The sequence below is a fragment of the Ruegeria sp. HKCCD7628 genome, assembly GCF_057221005.1.
Genome location: NZ_JBWVBA010000009.1, coordinates 84784 through 101376, shown reverse-complemented (window position 1 = coordinate 101376; position 16593 = coordinate 84784). Strand labels below are relative to the sequence as shown.

The following is a 16593-nucleotide window of genomic DNA, read 5'->3' as shown; positions in this document are numbered from 1 at the left end:
TCTGTCAGGCCATATAACTTCGGACCAAGGCGCTTGCGATCAACGACCATCCGTCCGCAATTACAAAAAACGCCAGCTTGAACGGAAGTGATACCGTGGCCGGCGGTACCATCATCATACCCATCGACATCAGCACCGCCACAACGACAAGGTCGATGATCAGGAACGGCAGAAAGATGAGAAAGCCGATCTGAAAAGCGCGCGCGATCTCGGACAGCATGAAAGATGGCATCAGGATCGACAGCGGAGCATCCAGTGACACATCGACTGTATTGCCTTCTGGTCGAAGCGCAGCCATTGCGTGAAATGTATCGGGGTCCAGCCTTGCGGCCATGAAGGCGCGAAATGGCTGCAACGCCCGTTCCAAAGCAGGCTCAACCTCCATCGTTTCATTGACCATGGGACGGATGCCAGTGGTCCAGGCTTCGGTAAAGACGGGCTCCATTATGAAATAGGTCAGAAACAAAGCCAAGCTGACGATCAGCATGTTGGGGGGCGATTGTTGCAACCCGATCCCTTGCCGCAGAATTGCCAGTACCGTGATCAGAAACGGGAAGCAGGTGATCATGATCGCCAATCCGGGTGCCAGGCTGAGAACGGTGATCAACAGGATCAACTGGACCGTCCGAGCCGAGATCGAGCCCCCATCCTCCAGCGACAAAGATAGCTCCTGCGCCATGGCAAAGGACGGAGTCATCCCTATCAGCGCAACGATAAGCCACGGCAATACGCGCATCAGCCGATCCCGTTCTGCAGGTCAGCAATCTCGGTCAGGCGTACAGCCAGTTGGCCCGACTGATCCCCTTCCAACTCTTCCAGAAGACCCCGTGCAACAAGCTGGTCGCCGACATAGAGGTCGACCGGGTCCTCGATACGTTTATCCAACGTGAGCACCGCATTCTCACCCATGTTCAACAGGTCGCGGATCAAAGGTCGGGCGCGCCCCACGGATACGGTGACTTCGATCGGAACAGACTCGAACGGATTGGCTTTCTCTGGTTTTGGGGTTTGGGGATCACTCATTGCTCATTGCCTCTTTTGCCTCAAATACATACGCGTCGAACGCCCCGGCGACCGATGCCAGCAGCCCATCAGTATCAACTTCGCGCTGGGCCACGCCAACCTGCAGCCTTGCCTGTCCGGCTTCGAGCGAGGGATCTTCGATCACATTCGCCGCCGTTGACAGGCTGGGTGGGATCAAATTCTGAACCTCAACCGCGCGCCCCTTGGGAACAAACACTTGCATCGGTTGTCCGATCTGTTCCTGTGCCATCTCGCTGAGCTGTTCAACCAACCGCGCGGCGAACCCGCGATCTAGCGTGTCGGGCAGAACCGCGTTCACAAGGCTGTTGAACATGGACTCCAGCGACAAAGTCATACGCGTCACGGCTTCATGGTAGGTGAAGGACATGTCCTCCAACGACTTGGCCAGCTCGGCTGAGGCTTGCTTACGGCTTTGCTCTTGCGCTTGCAGAGCGTCTTCCCAACCTGCGCTGTAGCCTTGTTCGAATGAGGCCAACCGCTGTTCTTCAAGCGCGTCTTCATCCAACAGGTGGAGCTTTCCTCCACCGGTTTGCAGAGTGAAATCTTCAAGAAGATGGGCTATCGACATCAAGCACGCTCCTCACCTTCTTCAAGCCAGCTGCGCAGGATTTCCACGGTCTCTTCCTGCTTGTCGCCGATCATCGTTCGCAACCGGTCCACAGGATCGGCGCCGGGCGCGTTGGTGAGGGTCGGAACATCACCTGCCGGAGCTTGTCGAGGCACCGGCTGGTATTGGCCAACTTCATCGGTCGCGATCTCTCCGGTCAGGTACGCTTCGGGTTCTGTCGCGGAACCTGCCGGCAACAAGGCAGGCACGGTAGCCGGTTTCATCAGAATGGGTCGAATGACAAACAGGGCAAGGATCAGCGAAACCGCTGCCAGAATGGTCATCTGGATCAACGACATCGCATCAAGATGGATACTCCCCCAAATCGAGGAAGAAGCCACGGTTCCCTGCGGTTCAACCACGGGCAAATTCATGGACTTCAGTGTAATAACATCACCACGCTCGGCATCGAAGCCAACAGCCGAAGCGACAAGCTCTTTCAGTGCTTCCATCTCGACTTCCGGCATCGGCACAAAGCTCTCGACGCCACTTGCGTCTGACGATGTCGTACCGTTTACCAGAACGGCAACCGTCAAACGTTTGATGGCTCCTGGCGCGTTGTGGACCTCCAGCTCGGTTTCCGAAACCTCATAATTCACCCGCTCGCGCGTTTGGGTTGCATTCGAATTCGATTCATCGCCACCGGCCCCGTCCCCATCAGGCAAGTTCGATGCAACGGTCACATCTGCAGATTGGTTCCGGGCACTATCCGATCGTTCTTCGACATCGGTACTGATTGCGACACGGCCACTAGGGTCAAATCGACGCTCACGGATCGACTCGGTTTTGGTAACGGTGTCAACGCTGACTTCGACCACGGCGTTGCCGGTCCCCACGCGGGCTTCAACCAGGCGCAGAACACGCTCGCGCAGCTGTTGGGCTTTGTCGTCGGCCGTATCGCCCGCCACAGGATTGTCTTGCGCACCAATGACCGCACCATTCGAGTCGATCACAGCGACGTTTTCCGGCGCCAAGCCACTGACAGCGGACGACACAAGAAAGCGGATTGCCTTGGCCTGATCCGAAGTAATGTCGGCCCCTGAGGATACCAGATAGGCCGATGCCGTCGGAGCAACGCTGCGTTAGAACGGATTCGAGGATCCGTTCGCGATATGAACCCGTGCCTGACTGATGTGCGGACCACCGACAATGGTACGTGCCAGTTCCCCCTCTTTCGCGCGCCAGTACGCAGCGTCGAACATCTGGGACGTCGTGCCAAAGCCGCTCAGCGAATCCAGCAGCTCATATCCCCTATTTCCGTTCGCAGGCAGTCCATCACTGGCCAGGGTCATGCGCAGTTCATCACGCTGCGAACCCGGTACATAGATCGAGCCGCCGCGAATCTCATACGGCACACCACGCTGGTCCAGCGACCGCACGATATCGCCAGCTGCGCCACTTTCCAGCCCCGCATAAAGCAAGGTCATCGACGGCGCGCTTACCAGTCGCGACATCGTTAGAACCCCAAGAAACACCAGCACGACTGCACCGGCAACGATGATTTGTTTACGCCTGTCCAAACTTGCCCAGACAGTCCCGATCTGCTGCACGCTCACCTCCGACTCGCCGGCATTCTGCCCGGCACATCCCTTGTTTGAACGATTACCCTTAACAATCGGTTAGTCCCTGCCGGGTTATGACAGTTGCGGAACGGATGAATGAGGGCGTCATGACCGACGCGACTGCAGAACAGGCAGAAGAGGCTGAAAAATAAGGGAAAAGTGGGTTGATTATCGGTGCGATTCTAGCCGTGGCCGGGGCAGCTGGCGGATACTACCTGACCACGTTGGGAATGTTGCCCTTTGGCCCGAAACCAACCGCTGACGCACCTATGAAAGAAGGTACGGAAAAACCTCTCAAGGCCCTGCCCGACGTGGTTTTTGTCGAACTGCCGCCGGTCATCGTTTCGATCAAGTCGGGCGATTCGCGGCACCTGAAGTTTCATGCGCAGCTTGAGGTGAATCCAGAACACCTGAGCGACGTTGAAAAAATGAAGCCGCGAATCATGGACGTCCTGAATGGATATTTGCGTGCCGTTCAAGTTGGGGATCTGGAAGATTCCCTGGCGCTGATGCGCATACGCGGCCATCTGCTACGTCGAATCGGGATCGTCGTCGGAGAAGACCGCGTGCGCGATGTTCTCGTGATGGAATTCGTACTGAACTAGGAGGCGAAATTGGAATTGATCGCAGATATTTTTCTGGTTGCCGGCGCTCTTGGTGCAGGCCTGTATTGTTTTGTTCTATCGCGCCGCCTCAGGCGTTTCACGGATCTTGAAAAAGGCGTTGGCGGAACGGTGGCCGTTTTGTCTTCGCAGGCGGACGAACTTAAGAAATCACTGGATTCGGCTCGTGTGACGTCAGATCAGGCCAGTGATGAACTCAAGTCGCTAACTCTCAGGGCGGAATCTGTGGCCCAGCAGCTAGAGTTGATGATGGCGTCGATGCACGACGTCATTCCAGAAAAAGACGAGGTAGAAGAAACAGTTTCAGCAGGGGCGACCGAAACCGCTTTTTTACCGAAGGACGAGGTTTCAACAGAACCCGAATCCACGACCGAGCTGACAGAAAAGCCCGAGCCCAAACGCGCGATGGGTCTCATGTTTATGCGACATACGCGCAAAATCGGTGAGGGAACGGCATGACTCGCAAGGCCTCCAACCGGCCCAAAGGCGGCGTTCTTACAGTGATCTCGTTGTTGATGGTCGGGTCTGCAGCAATCCGCGTTGGGCTTGAAGCCGGACCTGCTTTGGCTAAGGCCGCTGAGCCGTCGGTCACTGCCGCGAAGCCGATAATGGACGACCATCCCAAAACCCGAGAATTGCTAACTGCTTTGTTGCGCCGCGAACAAGCATTGAAAGAGCGTGAGGCGGCGATTTTGGAAAAGGAAAGAGCCCTCGATATCGCTGATCAGGCGATCGAGACACGCCTTGTTGCATTACAGGACGCCGAAACGAGCCTTCGGGAAACGTTGTCCTATGCCCAAAAAGCAGCAGAGACCGATTTGACGCGGCTGACCGATGTGTACCAAAGCATGAAACCGAAAGACGCCGCAGCCTTGTTTGAGACAATGGATCCGGGTTTCGCAGCAGGTTTTTTGTCGCGCATGCCGCCGGACGCAGCTGCCGGCGTCCTTGCCGGGCTCAGCCCCGAGGCGGCCTATACGATCAGCGTCATCATGGCGGGGCGAAATGCTGCCGCCCCTCAGGAATAAACTCTATGTCCTTTAATCCCGCATTTGACTTCGTCGGAGAGCCCACATGATCGGAATAATCGGAATCGTCGTCATTTTCGCCATGGTGTTCGGCGGCTATTTGGCTGCGGGCGGCAAAATGACGATCATCCTTAAGTCATTGCCATTCGAGATGATGATGATCGGAGGCGCGGCCGTGGGCGCCTTTTTGATCAGCAACGACATGAGCGCCGTGAAACACACCATCAAGGATATGGGCAAGGTTTTCAAAGGTCCCAAGTGGAAACCCGAAGACTATCGCGATCTGCTTTGTCTTCTGTTTTCGATGATCCGTATTGCCAAGGCGAACCCGGTCGAGGTCGAACAGCACATTGAAGACCCTCAAAACTCGTCTCTTTTTTCCGCCTATCCCAAGATCCAATCGGATAAGGAAGCCGTTGACCTGATTTGTGACACAATGCGATCCGCGTCGATGAATTACGACGATCCGCATCAGGTCGAGGAAGTTCTGGAAAAGCGGATGGAGGCGAATTTCCATCACGCCATGCATTCCAGCCATGCTTTGCAAACGGTGGCCGATGGCCTGCCCGCGTTGGGTATCGTTGCTGCCGTTCTGGGGGTTATCAAGACAATGGGCTCGATTGACCAACCACCCGAGGTATTGGGTAAGTTGATCGGTGGTGCTCTAGTCGGTACGTTTCTAGGGGTTTTTCTGGCTTATGGTCTGGTCGGACCCTTCGCTGGCAAGCTGAAGGCCGTGGTTGAAGAGGACAACCATTTCTACCAGTTGATCAAGGAAGTACTGGTCGCCAATTTACACAACCATAATGCCGCGATGTGTATCGAGGTTGGCCGACAGAATACACCGACGCATAACCGCCCCGGCTTCTCGGAACTTGAAGAGGCGCTGAAAGAGCTTAAGCAGGCAGCCGCATGAAAAAGTCCTGGGGCATAGCGGCCATTTTGCTTGGGGCGGCTCAAGCCGTTTTCGCCGAGGAATTGACCGTCCGGACGGGTGAACATGATGGTTATACCCGATTGGTTGTACAGATCCCGCCTGATACCGGCTGGATTCTGGCTCAAACGAAAAATGGTGCCCGCCTCGACGTGGCACTCGATGACGTGACTTTCGAAACTGGATCTGTGTTCCGCCGTTTAACGCAAAACCGCCTGTCGGCATTATCACAAAAGAAACCGGGGGATGCGCTAGAGTTGCAATTTGGTTGCGACTGTGTGGCGTCCTCATTTCTTTACAAAGACACGATGATCGTGGTGGATATTGCGCCCGCTGCCTCCCTTCCACCGCTCAGCGAAGATATCCCACCGCCTTTGCTCCCCAAAGCGGCTGTGCAGGAAAACCCGCTTGAGACAGTCCAGAAAACCGAGGTGGTGGCGCTTCCCTTGCTTAATTTGAACGCGCGGCAATTTGAAAATCAGCTATCCACAAAACTGCTGCAAGGTGCAGACCGTTCTATCGTCGATCTGAACCTTACTCCTGCTGGCCCAAGATCAACCGGATTCCAAAACGCGCCTCTTCTGCCTTCAGATCTGGAGGCGAATATCAACGTCACCTCAATTCTTGACGAATTGAATGATCTGCTTGGCCCAAATCTCATTGAACTTGAACGTCAGCCGTCCTGCATTACCAACGCCGAGATTGGGTTTGACACCTGGTCTGACCTGCGACCGTTCTCGAAACAAGTGGCAAGCGCCCGCGCCGCTCTGTTTCATGAATTTGACCGCGTCGATCGCGCACGCGCGTTAGGGCTTGCGAGGCTCTATGCCTATCACGGGTTTGGCGTTGAAGCGCTCGCCATGTTGGACCTTGCGAAGCCTGACGAAAGCGAGCGGCATATGATTGTAACAATCGCCCAGATTCTTGACGAACGCTCGGTGGATGAGCCGAACCCGTTTCAGAGGCAACAGCGATGCGACAGTGACGCAGCCTTTTGGTCTGTATTGTCGGAAGGCGTACTAGCAAAAGATGCGCAACTGACGTCAATCGAACATGCATTTGCTCGTCTACCTGATCATTTGCGCAAGCAAATTGGCCCCAGACTGTCGGAAATTATGGTGGAAGGCAGCCAATTGGAAGCCGCAAGACGGGTGCTTCGATCCGTTGATCGGGTTGAGAACACCAGCAGCGCCGATACGTCCAAAGCCAAAGCAGCGATAGCTAAGGCGGAAGGCGACGGCCAAGAAACAGAGCTCCGTCTGAAAGAAGCAATCGAAGCGGAAGATGCGGGTTCCGAAGCGCCCCTTTCTTTGGCGCGCCTTATTGAAAAACGTTGGTCTGAACGCGGTGCGGTTTCACCCAAGGAATTGGGTTTGGCTGCGGCCTTTGAGATAGAATATCGCGAGTCCGAGATGCATCCAATGTTACAGCGTGCGCATGCGGTTGCACTAAGCCTAAGCAATGATTTCGATCAGGCGATGAATACCGCACTGCAAATACCCGATGGGCAAGACCGCGAGGGAGCCGTTAACCGCGTTGTGCAAATTCTGGCTGAGCGGTCCGAGGACATAACATTTCTGCGCCATACAATCGGCTTATCCGGTAATGTCTCGAAGGTTTTGACCACTGAAACCGCTGTCTCTGTCGCAGAGCGTTTGGTAGAACTTGGGTTCGCCAGCCGGGCATTTGCGCTAGCGAACCGGCCTCAGGACACGTCTTTTAGGTCCAAAAGAGCAAGGCTTAGGGCGCATTCATCAATACTGCGGGGACGTCCACATCAAGCTTTGCTGGAGTTGGAGGGAGACATATCCCAAGACGCGATGGCTCTTAAGACGCGAGCCTTGCAGGACATCGGGGATTTTGTACAAGCGGGACAACTTTTGGGCGATGCTAACGACCATGATGAAGCCAACAGGTTATTCTGGCTCGCTGGTCAATCCGACGCAATCACCAAAGAGCTTGAAGCCAAATATGGAACGGTCAACGACTTGACGCAGACTCTCGCCAGTTCGCCTGAACGACACCCCGGAAAACCCTTGGCAGATGCAGAGGGCCTTTTGCAGGACAGTGCGGATACACGGGAAAATATCTCGACGCTTCTTGGAACGTTGAAAGACTAACTCTTTGAGTCTCTGAAATTTACTGTGCTTTTCTAAAAGCAGGTGCAAAAAGTTGTGGGCTTAGATCGGAAAATCGTGAAGACTCACCCGTCCAGCCCAAAATAGCCGCGGCGATGGCGTTTGTGCGCTCGACACCGATCGCAGGCATGGCAAAGTCTTTAAACTTTGCGATCACATCTGCGCGGCTGAACGGATCTTCGGGCCCGCCTCGCGCGTGAACGTCGCCAGACGCCAAGACACGGCCGTCAGTTGTAGTAATACGCACATCCGCCCAACGTCCTTCGGGAAACCGTAGGGAATGACGTTGATCCTCGGATACCTGAATACGGGTGATGAAGGCGGCAACTTTTGGATCGCACAGACCCGCGCCCGAAATATGTTCGACCCCGATCCGCCCGTAAATCGCCTGAACGGCAACCGCAAAAGGCAGCGAGTATTGTGCTTGAGACGTCGTATCGGGCATTCCTGCGAATAAACGGGCGGCTTCATGAAAGCTGTTGATTTGCACCGTTTTGATCTGATCCGCCGATAGTGCATTGTTCAGCATCAGCATTCGCACCCCGTCAATGGCAGCGTGGGCCCATCTGCAGATAGGGTAAGGCTTCACGTATTGATGCTCGACTTGCCAGAACTGGCCCAGGTCAGCCCAGTACTGCGCGGCCGACTCGGCCTCGACCGTGATCGCTGGAGCGCCCGTAAACCCGCGTTCGGCCAGAACGGTGGCAGAGAGCCCGACCAATGCCCCCCAGCCCGAGCCATCATGCAACATGGTAGGGTTCGCAATCTCGCGCATCATTTGACTGCGCGGGCCGTGATATTCGGCAATGCCCATGGCATGTCGCATCTGTTCGCTAGAATGGCGGCGCATCCGGGATGCCATGGCGACAACGCCCAACGCATTCCAGGCGCCCGATGTGTGATAATCACTGGCAGATGCGTGCAGTGACATACCGGCACGCCCGGCAACCTCGTACCCGGTGACGACGGCTGCCAGTGCTTCGGGGCCGGTCAGGTCCGGGCAATGTTCAGCCAGAGCGACCAGAGCCGGTAAAACCACCACGCCGATATGCCCTTTGGTAGGGTTGTAGCCGTCATGGCCGTCCAGATTGTCAATCTGCGTTGCCGCAGCATAGGCCGCGCCGGCCAGGCTTACGGTCCGCCCGTCAAACATCATGTGCGCGCTGAAACCAGGATCGGAACTGGCATAGAGCAGCGCTGCGGTATCCCGCGCGATCACACCAGCCTCCATCTGGGCGGACGCGATCAGGATACCCATCGTATCCAGCATCATCAGCGCAGCCGCTTCCTTGGCGGACTCTGGCATATCCGCCGCTGGCCGGTCCAAGGTAAACTCAGCAACACGGGTGAAAGCATTGGTCATTCGGCGGGCTCTGCTGCGGGTTGATGGAGGCCGCGCAAGCGAAGCCCGGACGGATCGAACGGAGGCTCTGCCAAGACAGTTGCGCTGTGTGGAGTGCCCAGAATGAATACCTCGACCTTGTCGCCGGGTTGCGCAGCGTCGGGGTTCACATATCCAATGGCGAGCGACTTGCCGACGGAATACCCATAAGCACCCGATGTGACGCGCCCGACCGGGCGTCCATCAGGCGTGAAAATGGGCTCTCCCCCCGACGCATCGGCTATCTTGGCATCAATCTCAAAGATCGACAGTACTTCTCGGGGCGGAGTGTCCTTGATTGCCAGATAGGCGTTTTTGTTCAGGAAGTCCTTATCCAGTTTGATCAATCCTGACAGGCCGACCTCGTGCGGCCAATATTCCTGTGAATATTCGCGACCCCACGACCCATACCCCTTTTCGATGCGCAAAGACCCCAGCGCGCGACCACCAACAGGGCCTCCGCCAAGATCGTTTGCAGCGCCTAAAAGGGCAGTATAGAGCCTAACTTGATCCTCTTCGGCACAGTGCAACTCCCACCCCAAATCCCCGGTAAAGCTGACACGGATGGCTAAACACTGAACGCCCGCCACCTCGATTTGACGAGACCGCATGAAACGGAACCCCTCGTTAGACAGGTCTGCATTCGTCAGCCGTTGCAACAGATCGCGCGATCTGGGGCCGGCAACGTTGAAGCCAGCGATGCGGTTTGTGGCAACCTCGAAACTGGTGCCTTCTGGCAGATCAACCATGTTGAAGAACCGCTGGTGGTACCGCTCAGCCATGCCTGAACCGATCATCATGTATTCGTCATCTGCGACTTTGGTGATGGTAAAGTCGCCCGCCACGCCACCACGTACCGAGATCAGAGGCGTCAGGCAGGAGCGTCCAACCTCGGTCGGTACCCGGTTGGCAACAAGACGATCCAACCAATCGTGCGCCCCCAACCCCTTGATCACGTAGTTGGCGAAGTTCGAGATGTCGATCACACCCACATTGTCCCTCAGCATCTGGACTTCACGGCCAACCGGTTCCCACCAATTCTGGCGGGTGAAGCCGGCAGTCTCGACCACACCAGGCTGATCGGCGAACCAGAGGGGGTGCTCCCACCCGCAGTTCAGGCCAAAGACACAGCCCATGTTCTTTTGTATCTGATAGGCAGGGCGCACACGGGCGGGGCGGCCCGCGCTGCGTTCTTCGTTCGGGAAGTGAATGGCGAAGCGGTGCGTGTAAACGTCCTGCACCCGCGCTTTTGTGAAGGCCTTGTCGGCCCAGTCGCCAAACCGCGCCAGATCCCAGGCAAACATGTCGTATTGCGGCTCGCCCTCGATCATCCATTGCGCCGACAACAGGCCAAGCCCGCCCGATTGCGAAAATCCGGGGATGATGCCGGTGCAACAGAAATAGTTCTGCAGCTCGGGCACAGGCCCCCAGATCGCGTTCGAATCCGGCGACCAGATCATCGGGCCATTGATCACCCGCTTCACACCGGCGGTCGCGGCCACTGGTACACGGTCGGTTGCGCGGATGACGTTCTCCATGATGCGATCCAAATCGTCGGGGAACAGATCATGGGCGAAATCAAGCGGCGTGCCGTTTTCAGCCCAAAACCGCATGTCTTTTTCATAGGCACCGATCAGCAAACCGTTGCCTTCTTGCCGGAAGTAGTACTCGCCATCCCGGTCGGCGATGGACGGCAAGCGGCGGCCCAACGCGGCGACTTCATCAATCGCTTGGGTGACGAAATACTGATGTTCAGTCGGTTGCAGGGGCAGTTCAATACCCGCCAATGCGGCCACCTCACGCCCCCACAGGCCGCCGGCATTCACCACCCATTGCGTGTGGATATCGCCCTTTGCGGTGCGTACGATCCACGATCCATCTGGTTGCTGTTCAGTGCCTAACACAGGGCAAAATCGCTCAATGCTGGCACCCATCGCGCGTGCTCCGGCCGCATAGGCATGGGTCACGCCCGAGGGGTCAACATTGCCGCCATCGGGTTCGAACATGATACAGCGGATATCATCGAATTGCGCCAGAGGGTGCAGTTCCATAGCCTGTTCGCGGCTGATCTCGTGGAAGTTAAGACCGTAGAAACGCGCCTTGGCTTCTTGCAGGCGCAGTTGGTGTTCGCGATCCTCAGTCTGCGCCAAATAGAGCGAGCCGGATTGAAACACGCCACAGCCCTGCCCGGTTTCAGCCTCCAGCTGCTTATACAGGTTCATCGTATAGTGCTGGATACGGGTGATGTTGTTGTTGTCGTGCAGCCCGTGGATATTGGCCGCCGCGTGCCACGTGGATCCGCTGGTCAGCTCATCGCGTTCCAGCAGGACAACATCAGTCCAGCCCAGCTTGGCCAGGTGATACAGGATCGAGCAGCCGACCAGCCCCCCTCCGATGACAACGGCCTGAGCATGGGTTTTCATTGGCGCACCTCCTACAGAGCTTGCAGGAAAGTCAGCCACAGGTCAGGGGCTACTGATGCTCTGTTCCCGACGCAAAATGTCGGTAATGACGATCAAAACGCCGGAAGCAAACGCCGCGTCGGCGGATCATCGCCCGGTGGCACCAAACGCGCGATGTCGTGAGCGTTTGTGTCTTGAAATGAGACGCACTGATTCTTTGATTAAATTAGGAAGCACGAAAATACGTGCCGAATTGGTCGAAACGCGACGGGACAGGCTGGTTTGAAACGCGGTGAAAACCGTGTGGATCAGCGGAAATCTTGAAAAAGTTCCTAAAATGTTCTATATTTGTTCCATCATTATGTCTGAGGTGGAACGGAGGTATTCGAGCTATGGCCAACGCTGCCCGTCAAAGCTGGTACGACGCACCCAGCAACGATTATCACATGCTGCCCGTCACAGACCGGCAGATGCGCTATGCGCGCGCGATTGCCCAGCAATCGGCGCTTGAAATCCCGGTCGAGGCACAACGCGACCGCAGGGCCATGTCCCAGTGGATTTCGGCGCATAAACAAGATGACCCGTCGCCATTTGCCAATTACCCCACGGGCAAACAGGTCGCTTTTGCTGAACGGATCTCGCGTTCCAAACGCAGGCCGATACCGTCTGAGTGTTTCCGCGACAAGCACATGATGTCCCGGTGGATTGACACCAACAAATAGGCTCTAATCCGAGTGGTTTCGGGCAAAAAGTGCCACGGCAGCGGCGACGAAGAGGCCCAGCAGGATGTAGCCTGTCACCGCTTCGGACACGGCCAACGCGCGGCACAGGCCGGTCGGGGCCATGTCACCATATCCAACGGTGGTGAAGGTGACGTATGAGAAATACAGGATGTCCCCCGGTCCGCTGGCACCGACCACGCAGTTGTCTTTATAGCCGAACGCACCGTAGACGGCGGCGAACAGGAAGGGGACGACCTGAATAAAGGAAACGCCCATCAAGAACAGCACACGACGCGGCGATTTCACTTGGGTCATGTAGAACCAGGACTGCGACACGATCCACAACAGCAAACCGACCGAGGCGAGGGTACCGATCGTATCGCCTGCGGTGGCCTCGCTCAGGCGTGATAGGCCGAACCACGCCACGAAACTGGCCACAACCATGCCACCCGCCGCCAGCAGGGTCGATTTCCATTCCTCCAGAGTGGTGGGTTTGCGCGACATTGGGCCTCCGGTCACAGGGTCTGCGTGTGATCATCCCGGTTTGCACCGGGGCCTGCAACCGGAATTGGCTTAATCTGCTCCCAGATGTTCCTGCCCGCGCGAACGTGCTAGACCTATCTGCTTTTGCCGCTCGCGGAAGCGCATTTTGTCCGCTTCCGAGGTCTCATCTACGCATTGGTGGCACGCAACGCCGTGCTCATATTCGGGCCGTTTCATATCCTCGGGCCGGATCGGGCGGCGGCAGCCGTGGCACAGGTTATGAGGCCCCTCGACCAGCCCATGCCCCACAGAAACGCGGTTGTCGAACACAAAGCACTCACCTTGCCAGGTGCTGTCCTCGGCGGGCATTTCCTCAAGGTAACGCAGGATACCACCCTTGAGGTGATAGACATCCTCGACCCCCTGCCCCAGCAGGAAGTTGGTTGATTTCTCACAGCGGATACCGCCGGTGCAGAACATGGCCACGCGCTTGTTGTGGAAGCGCTCCTTGTTTTCTTCCCACCACGCCGGGAATTCGCGGAAACTGGCTGTTTCAGGGTCTATTGCGCCCTCAAACGTACCAATCGCCACCTCGTAATCGTTGCGCGTGTCGATCACCACCACATCGTCCGAGCGGATCAGGTCGTTCCACTCCTCAGGCTCGACATAATTGCCGACGCGGGCAAGCGGATCGACATCCGGTTGGCCCATGGTCACGATCTCTTTCTTCAGGCGCACCTTCATCTTGCCAAAGGGCGGGTGGTCGGCGGTGGCCTCTTTCCACTCCAGATCGGCACAACCCGGCAGCGCCTTGATATGGGCCAGCACCGCGTCAATCCCGGCGCGGGGGCCCGCGATGGTGCCGTTGATCCCCTCTTGCGCAAGCAGCAGCGTACCTTTGACGGATTGCGCGCGGCAAAGCTCCAACAGGGGCGCGCGCAAGGCGGCGTGATCAGCGAAACGGGTGAAGTGATAGAGGGCAGCGATCGTATACATGCGCGCGGTCTAGCCTCACGCGCACAGAGTCGCAAGGGACCGGATTGACGCCCCCTGCCTGCACCCTTACCGATATCAAAAAAGGAGATCACGATGACCCATGCCCTGATCGTAATCGACGTCCAGAACGATTTCTGCCCCGGCGGCGCGCTGGCCGTGCCCGAAGGCGACCAGATCGTGGCCCCTATCAACGCGATGATGGACGACTTCGACGCGGTGGTCCTGACTCAGGATTGGCACCCGGCCGGGCATTCGTCTTTCGCCAGCTCTCATGCGGGGAAAAACCCCTATGACATGACCGAAATGCCCTATGGTCCGCAGGTTCTATGGCCCGATCATTGCGTGCAAGATACGCACGGCGCCATGTTTCACCCCAATCTGCGCACAAATGCGGACCTGATCATCCGCAAGGGGTTCCGCCCAACCATCGATAGCTATTCTGCCTTTTTCGAAAACGACAAGACCACCCCAACGGGGTTGGAAGGGTACCTGAACACGCGCGGCATACGAAAACTGACGATGGTAGGGTTGGCAACAGACTTCTGTGTACACTTCTCGGCCGTGGACGCAGCCCAGCTGGGTTTCGAGGTCACAGTTCGGTTGGACGTTTGCCGCGCTATTGATCTGGATGGTTCACTAGCGACGGCTGAAACCGCGATGCGTGACGCCGGTGTAACGCTGTCCTAAGGGGTCGCGCCACGCTCGGCCAGGTATTTGACAATAACAAACAGAATTACGGCCAGCCCCAGTGCCACGCCGATCCGTCCCGGCAAGGTACGGCGTTCGGGCGATGCAGGGGATTTGTACCGAGGGTTTGGCGTCCAGTCCGCAACTGTACGGCGTTGACCATTGCGCGGACGGGCGTTTTTAATGTCCCGAAGGAACTTTCGGAAATCGAACTCGCCGCAATATTCGCCCTGAACGCCCATCTTGCGAATATTGGCAAACAGAGCGCGCAGGATCCGCTCCCGTTCAGCCTCATCCCTTGGCCGGTATAGACCGTGCACAAGATCGCTGCCGGTTGCGTCCAGACCAAAGCCTGCATCCTGAAAAATCTTGCGAATTTTTGGAGAGGCCGCCCTCAGAGCATCCGCAGTCTTCACACTGCGAAACATCGCACGCAGCACTGGTTTCTTCGAAAAACCATCCGGGCCCGAATCTGAATCCCCTTCCCCCGGATCGACGACAACAATGTCAAAATCGTACTCGAGAACCATTCACCAACTTAACCTCGTCCTTCGACCTCTCTTCTCACTAACCGGTGAAAAGAACACACAATATGCTCGCTTTGTGACCTGACATTGTCATTGTCACCAAACCAGCGACTCTTGCCATTCCACACACCGATTGATCTAACAACGGAAATCGCAGGAGTTCCTCATGGTCGATATTGCGGCACGTGTGTACAATCATAAATGGCAGATTGACCCGATTGTACGGTCTTTAATCGACACAGATTTCTACAAACTGCTGATGTGCCAGTCAGTGTTTCGAAATCGGCCCCAAACGGATGTTGTGTTTTCGCTGATTAATCGGTCGAATCACATCCCTTTGGCGAAGCTCATCGACGAGGGTGAACTGCGCGAACAGCTGGATCATATCCGCTCACTCAGCCTCAGCCGCGGTGAAAGCACTTGGCTGCGGGGCAATATGTTCTATGGCAAGCGGCAGATGTTCCGGTCCGATTTCATGGAGTGGTTCGAGAATCTGCGCCTGCCCCCCTATCATCTGGAACGTAAGGGCGATCAGTACGAACTGACGTTCGAGGGCAAATGGCATGAGGTCATGCTGTGGGAAATTCCCGCGCTTGCCGTACTGATGGAGCTACGCTCGCGCGCCGTGCTGAACGACATGCGCCGGTTCGAGCTGCAGGTGCTCTATGCCCGCGCAATGACCCGCGTTTGGGAAAAGATTGAACAATTGCGCGACATTGATGGACTGGGCATTGCAGATTTCGGCACCCGGCGGCGTCATTCGTTCCTGTGGCAGGACTGGTGCGTACAAGCCATGATCGAAGGATTAGGGTCTGCATTTTCCGGCACCTCGAACTGCCTGATCGCCATGCGGCGCGAGGTTGAAGCCATCGGCACCAACGCGCATGAACTGCCCATGGTCTATTCCGCGCTGGCCGATACGGACGCGGAACTGGCGCAAGCTCCGTATGATGTTCTCAGCGACTGGCATGAAGAACATGACGGCAACCTGCGTATCATCCTGCCCGACACCTATGGAACACAGGGCTTTCTGGACAGTGCGCCCGACTGGCTTGCAGGCTGGACTGGCATCCGTGTTGATAGTGGCGACCCGGCAACGGGGGCGGAAACCGCGATCAACTGGTGGAAATCACGCGGTGAGGACCCACGCGAGAAGCGGGTGATATTCTCGGATGGGCTGGATGTGGACAAGATCCGAGAGCTGCATGGCCAATTCGCCGGACGGACAAAAGTATCCTTTGGCTGGGGTACATTGCTGACCAACGATTTCCGCGGGCTGGTCCCGAATGACGCACTGGCGCCGTTTTCGCTGGTGTGCAAAGCGGTCTCGGCCAATGGACGTCCGACGGTGAAATTGTCGGACAACCCTGAAAAGGCGATGGGACCGGCGGACGAGATCGAACGTTACAAACGCGTCTTCGGCGTTGGCGCGCAAAAAGCGATCGAGGTGATCGTTTAG

16 protein-coding genes and 1 pseudogene are annotated in these 16593 nt (G+C 56.7%); 8 read left to right on the top strand and 9 right to left on the bottom strand.

Translation table 11 applies throughout. The features are described from left to right. Positions 1–4 precede the first annotated feature (4 nt). From fliP to fliF, 4 genes and pseudogenes are all read right to left on the bottom strand, one after another. A complete protein-coding gene (gene fliP, locus AC2TAD_RS17255; protein WP_480869110.1) occupies positions 5–736 on the bottom strand; it encodes a flagellar type III secretion system pore protein FliP in 732 nt (243 codons plus the stop codon). Beyond that, the gene (locus tag AC2TAD_RS17250; RefSeq protein ID WP_480869109.1) at positions 736–1023 is read right to left on the bottom strand and encodes a FliM/FliN family flagellar motor switch protein; all 288 of its coding nucleotides are present in this window, start codon (positions 1021–1023) and stop codon (positions 736–738) included. Before AC2TAD_RS17250 ends, fliP begins: the two co-directional genes overlap by 1 nt. Next, the gene (locus tag AC2TAD_RS17245; protein WP_480869108.1) at positions 1016–1612 is read right to left on the bottom strand and encodes a FliH/SctL family protein; all 597 of its coding nucleotides are present in this window, start codon (positions 1610–1612) and stop codon (positions 1016–1018) included. Before AC2TAD_RS17245 ends, AC2TAD_RS17250 begins: the two co-directional genes overlap by 8 nt. After that, a pseudogene (gene fliF, locus AC2TAD_RS17240) lies at positions 1612–3201 on the bottom strand (flagellar basal-body MS-ring/collar protein FliF). Before fliF ends, AC2TAD_RS17245 begins: the two are co-directional and overlap by 1 nt. Positions 3202–3377: 176 nt before the next feature. Between fliF and AC2TAD_RS17235 the strand changes: the two are divergent. From AC2TAD_RS17235 to AC2TAD_RS17215, 5 genes are read left to right on the top strand one after another with little or no spacing between them, the layout of a single operon-like run. Next, on the top strand, positions 3378–3818 hold the full coding sequence (locus AC2TAD_RS17235) for a flagellar basal body-associated FliL family protein (protein WP_480869107.1): 441 nt from the start codon (positions 3378–3380) through the stop codon (positions 3816–3818). A gap of 9 nt (positions 3819–3827) precedes the next feature. Further along, the gene (locus AC2TAD_RS17230; protein WP_480869106.1) at positions 3828–4295 is read left to right on the top strand and encodes a hypothetical protein; all 468 of its coding nucleotides are present in this window, start codon (positions 3828–3830) and stop codon (positions 4293–4295) included. Then, on the top strand, positions 4292–4864 hold the full coding sequence (locus AC2TAD_RS17225) for a MotE family protein (RefSeq protein ID WP_480869105.1): 573 nt from the start codon (positions 4292–4294) through the stop codon (positions 4862–4864). The genes AC2TAD_RS17230 and AC2TAD_RS17225 overlap by 4 nt, the downstream gene beginning before the upstream one ends. Before the next feature lie 46 nt (positions 4865–4910). Next, positions 4911–5780 carry a flagellar motor stator protein MotA gene (motA, locus tag AC2TAD_RS17220; RefSeq protein ID WP_353392759.1) on the top strand — a complete coding sequence of 290 codons (870 nt, stop codon included), beginning with the start codon at positions 4911–4913 and terminating at the stop codon, positions 5778–5780. Continuing rightward, a complete protein-coding gene (locus AC2TAD_RS17215; RefSeq protein ID WP_480869104.1) occupies positions 5777–7918 on the top strand; it encodes a hypothetical protein in 2142 nt (713 codons plus the stop codon). Before motA ends, AC2TAD_RS17215 begins: the two co-directional genes overlap by 4 nt. A 19-nt stretch (positions 7919–7937) precedes the next feature. On the opposite strand, the gene AC2TAD_RS17210 is transcribed toward AC2TAD_RS17215, so the two are convergent. Together AC2TAD_RS17210 and AC2TAD_RS17205 are read right to left on the bottom strand one after the other, a co-directional pair. Beyond that, a complete protein-coding gene (locus tag AC2TAD_RS17210) occupies positions 7938–9299 on the bottom strand; it encodes an MmgE/PrpD family protein (RefSeq protein WP_480869103.1) in 1362 nt (453 codons plus the stop codon). Further along, positions 9296–11740 (bottom strand): GcvT family protein, encoded by a 2445-nt coding sequence (locus tag AC2TAD_RS17205; RefSeq protein WP_480869102.1) that lies wholly within the window; start codon positions 11738–11740, stop codon positions 9296–9298. Before AC2TAD_RS17205 ends, AC2TAD_RS17210 begins: the two co-directional genes overlap by 4 nt. A gap of 371 nt (positions 11741–12111) precedes the next feature. Here AC2TAD_RS17205 and AC2TAD_RS17200 point away from each other — a divergent pair, with 371 nt between their 5' ends. Next, a complete protein-coding gene (locus tag AC2TAD_RS17200; RefSeq protein WP_170755199.1) occupies positions 12112–12441 on the top strand; it encodes a hypothetical protein in 330 nt (109 codons plus the stop codon). 3 nt (positions 12442–12444) lie between these two features. On the opposite strand, the gene AC2TAD_RS17195 is transcribed toward AC2TAD_RS17200, so the two are convergent. Together AC2TAD_RS17195 and trhO are read right to left on the bottom strand one after the other, a co-directional pair. Next, positions 12445–12945, bottom strand: a complete 501-nt coding sequence (locus AC2TAD_RS17195) for an ion channel (protein ID WP_480869101.1) — start codon at positions 12943–12945, stop codon at positions 12445–12447. A 69-nt stretch (positions 12946–13014) separates the two neighbouring features. Then, positions 13015–13920 carry an oxygen-dependent tRNA uridine(34) hydroxylase TrhO gene (gene trhO, locus AC2TAD_RS17190; protein WP_480869100.1) on the bottom strand — a complete coding sequence of 302 codons (906 nt, stop codon included), beginning with the start codon at positions 13918–13920 and terminating at the stop codon, positions 13015–13017. Positions 13921–14013: 93 nt separating this feature from the next. Between trhO and pncA the strand changes: the two genes are divergently transcribed. Next, a complete protein-coding gene (pncA, locus tag AC2TAD_RS17185; RefSeq protein ID WP_480869099.1) occupies positions 14014–14607 on the top strand; it encodes a bifunctional nicotinamidase/pyrazinamidase in 594 nt (197 codons plus the stop codon). Here pncA and AC2TAD_RS17180 read toward each other — a convergent pair. Continuing rightward, the gene (locus AC2TAD_RS17180; RefSeq protein ID WP_170755195.1) at positions 14604–15137 is read right to left on the bottom strand and encodes a hypothetical protein; all 534 of its coding nucleotides are present in this window, start codon (positions 15135–15137) and stop codon (positions 14604–14606) included. The two genes, pncA and AC2TAD_RS17180, sit on opposite strands and share 4 nt — an antisense overlap. 163 nt (positions 15138–15300) lie before the next feature. On the opposite strand from AC2TAD_RS17180, the gene pncB reads away from it, so the two are divergent. After that, positions 15301–16593, top strand: coding sequence for a nicotinate phosphoribosyltransferase (gene pncB, locus AC2TAD_RS17175; protein ID WP_480869098.1), 1293 nt, complete (start codon positions 15301–15303; stop codon positions 16591–16593).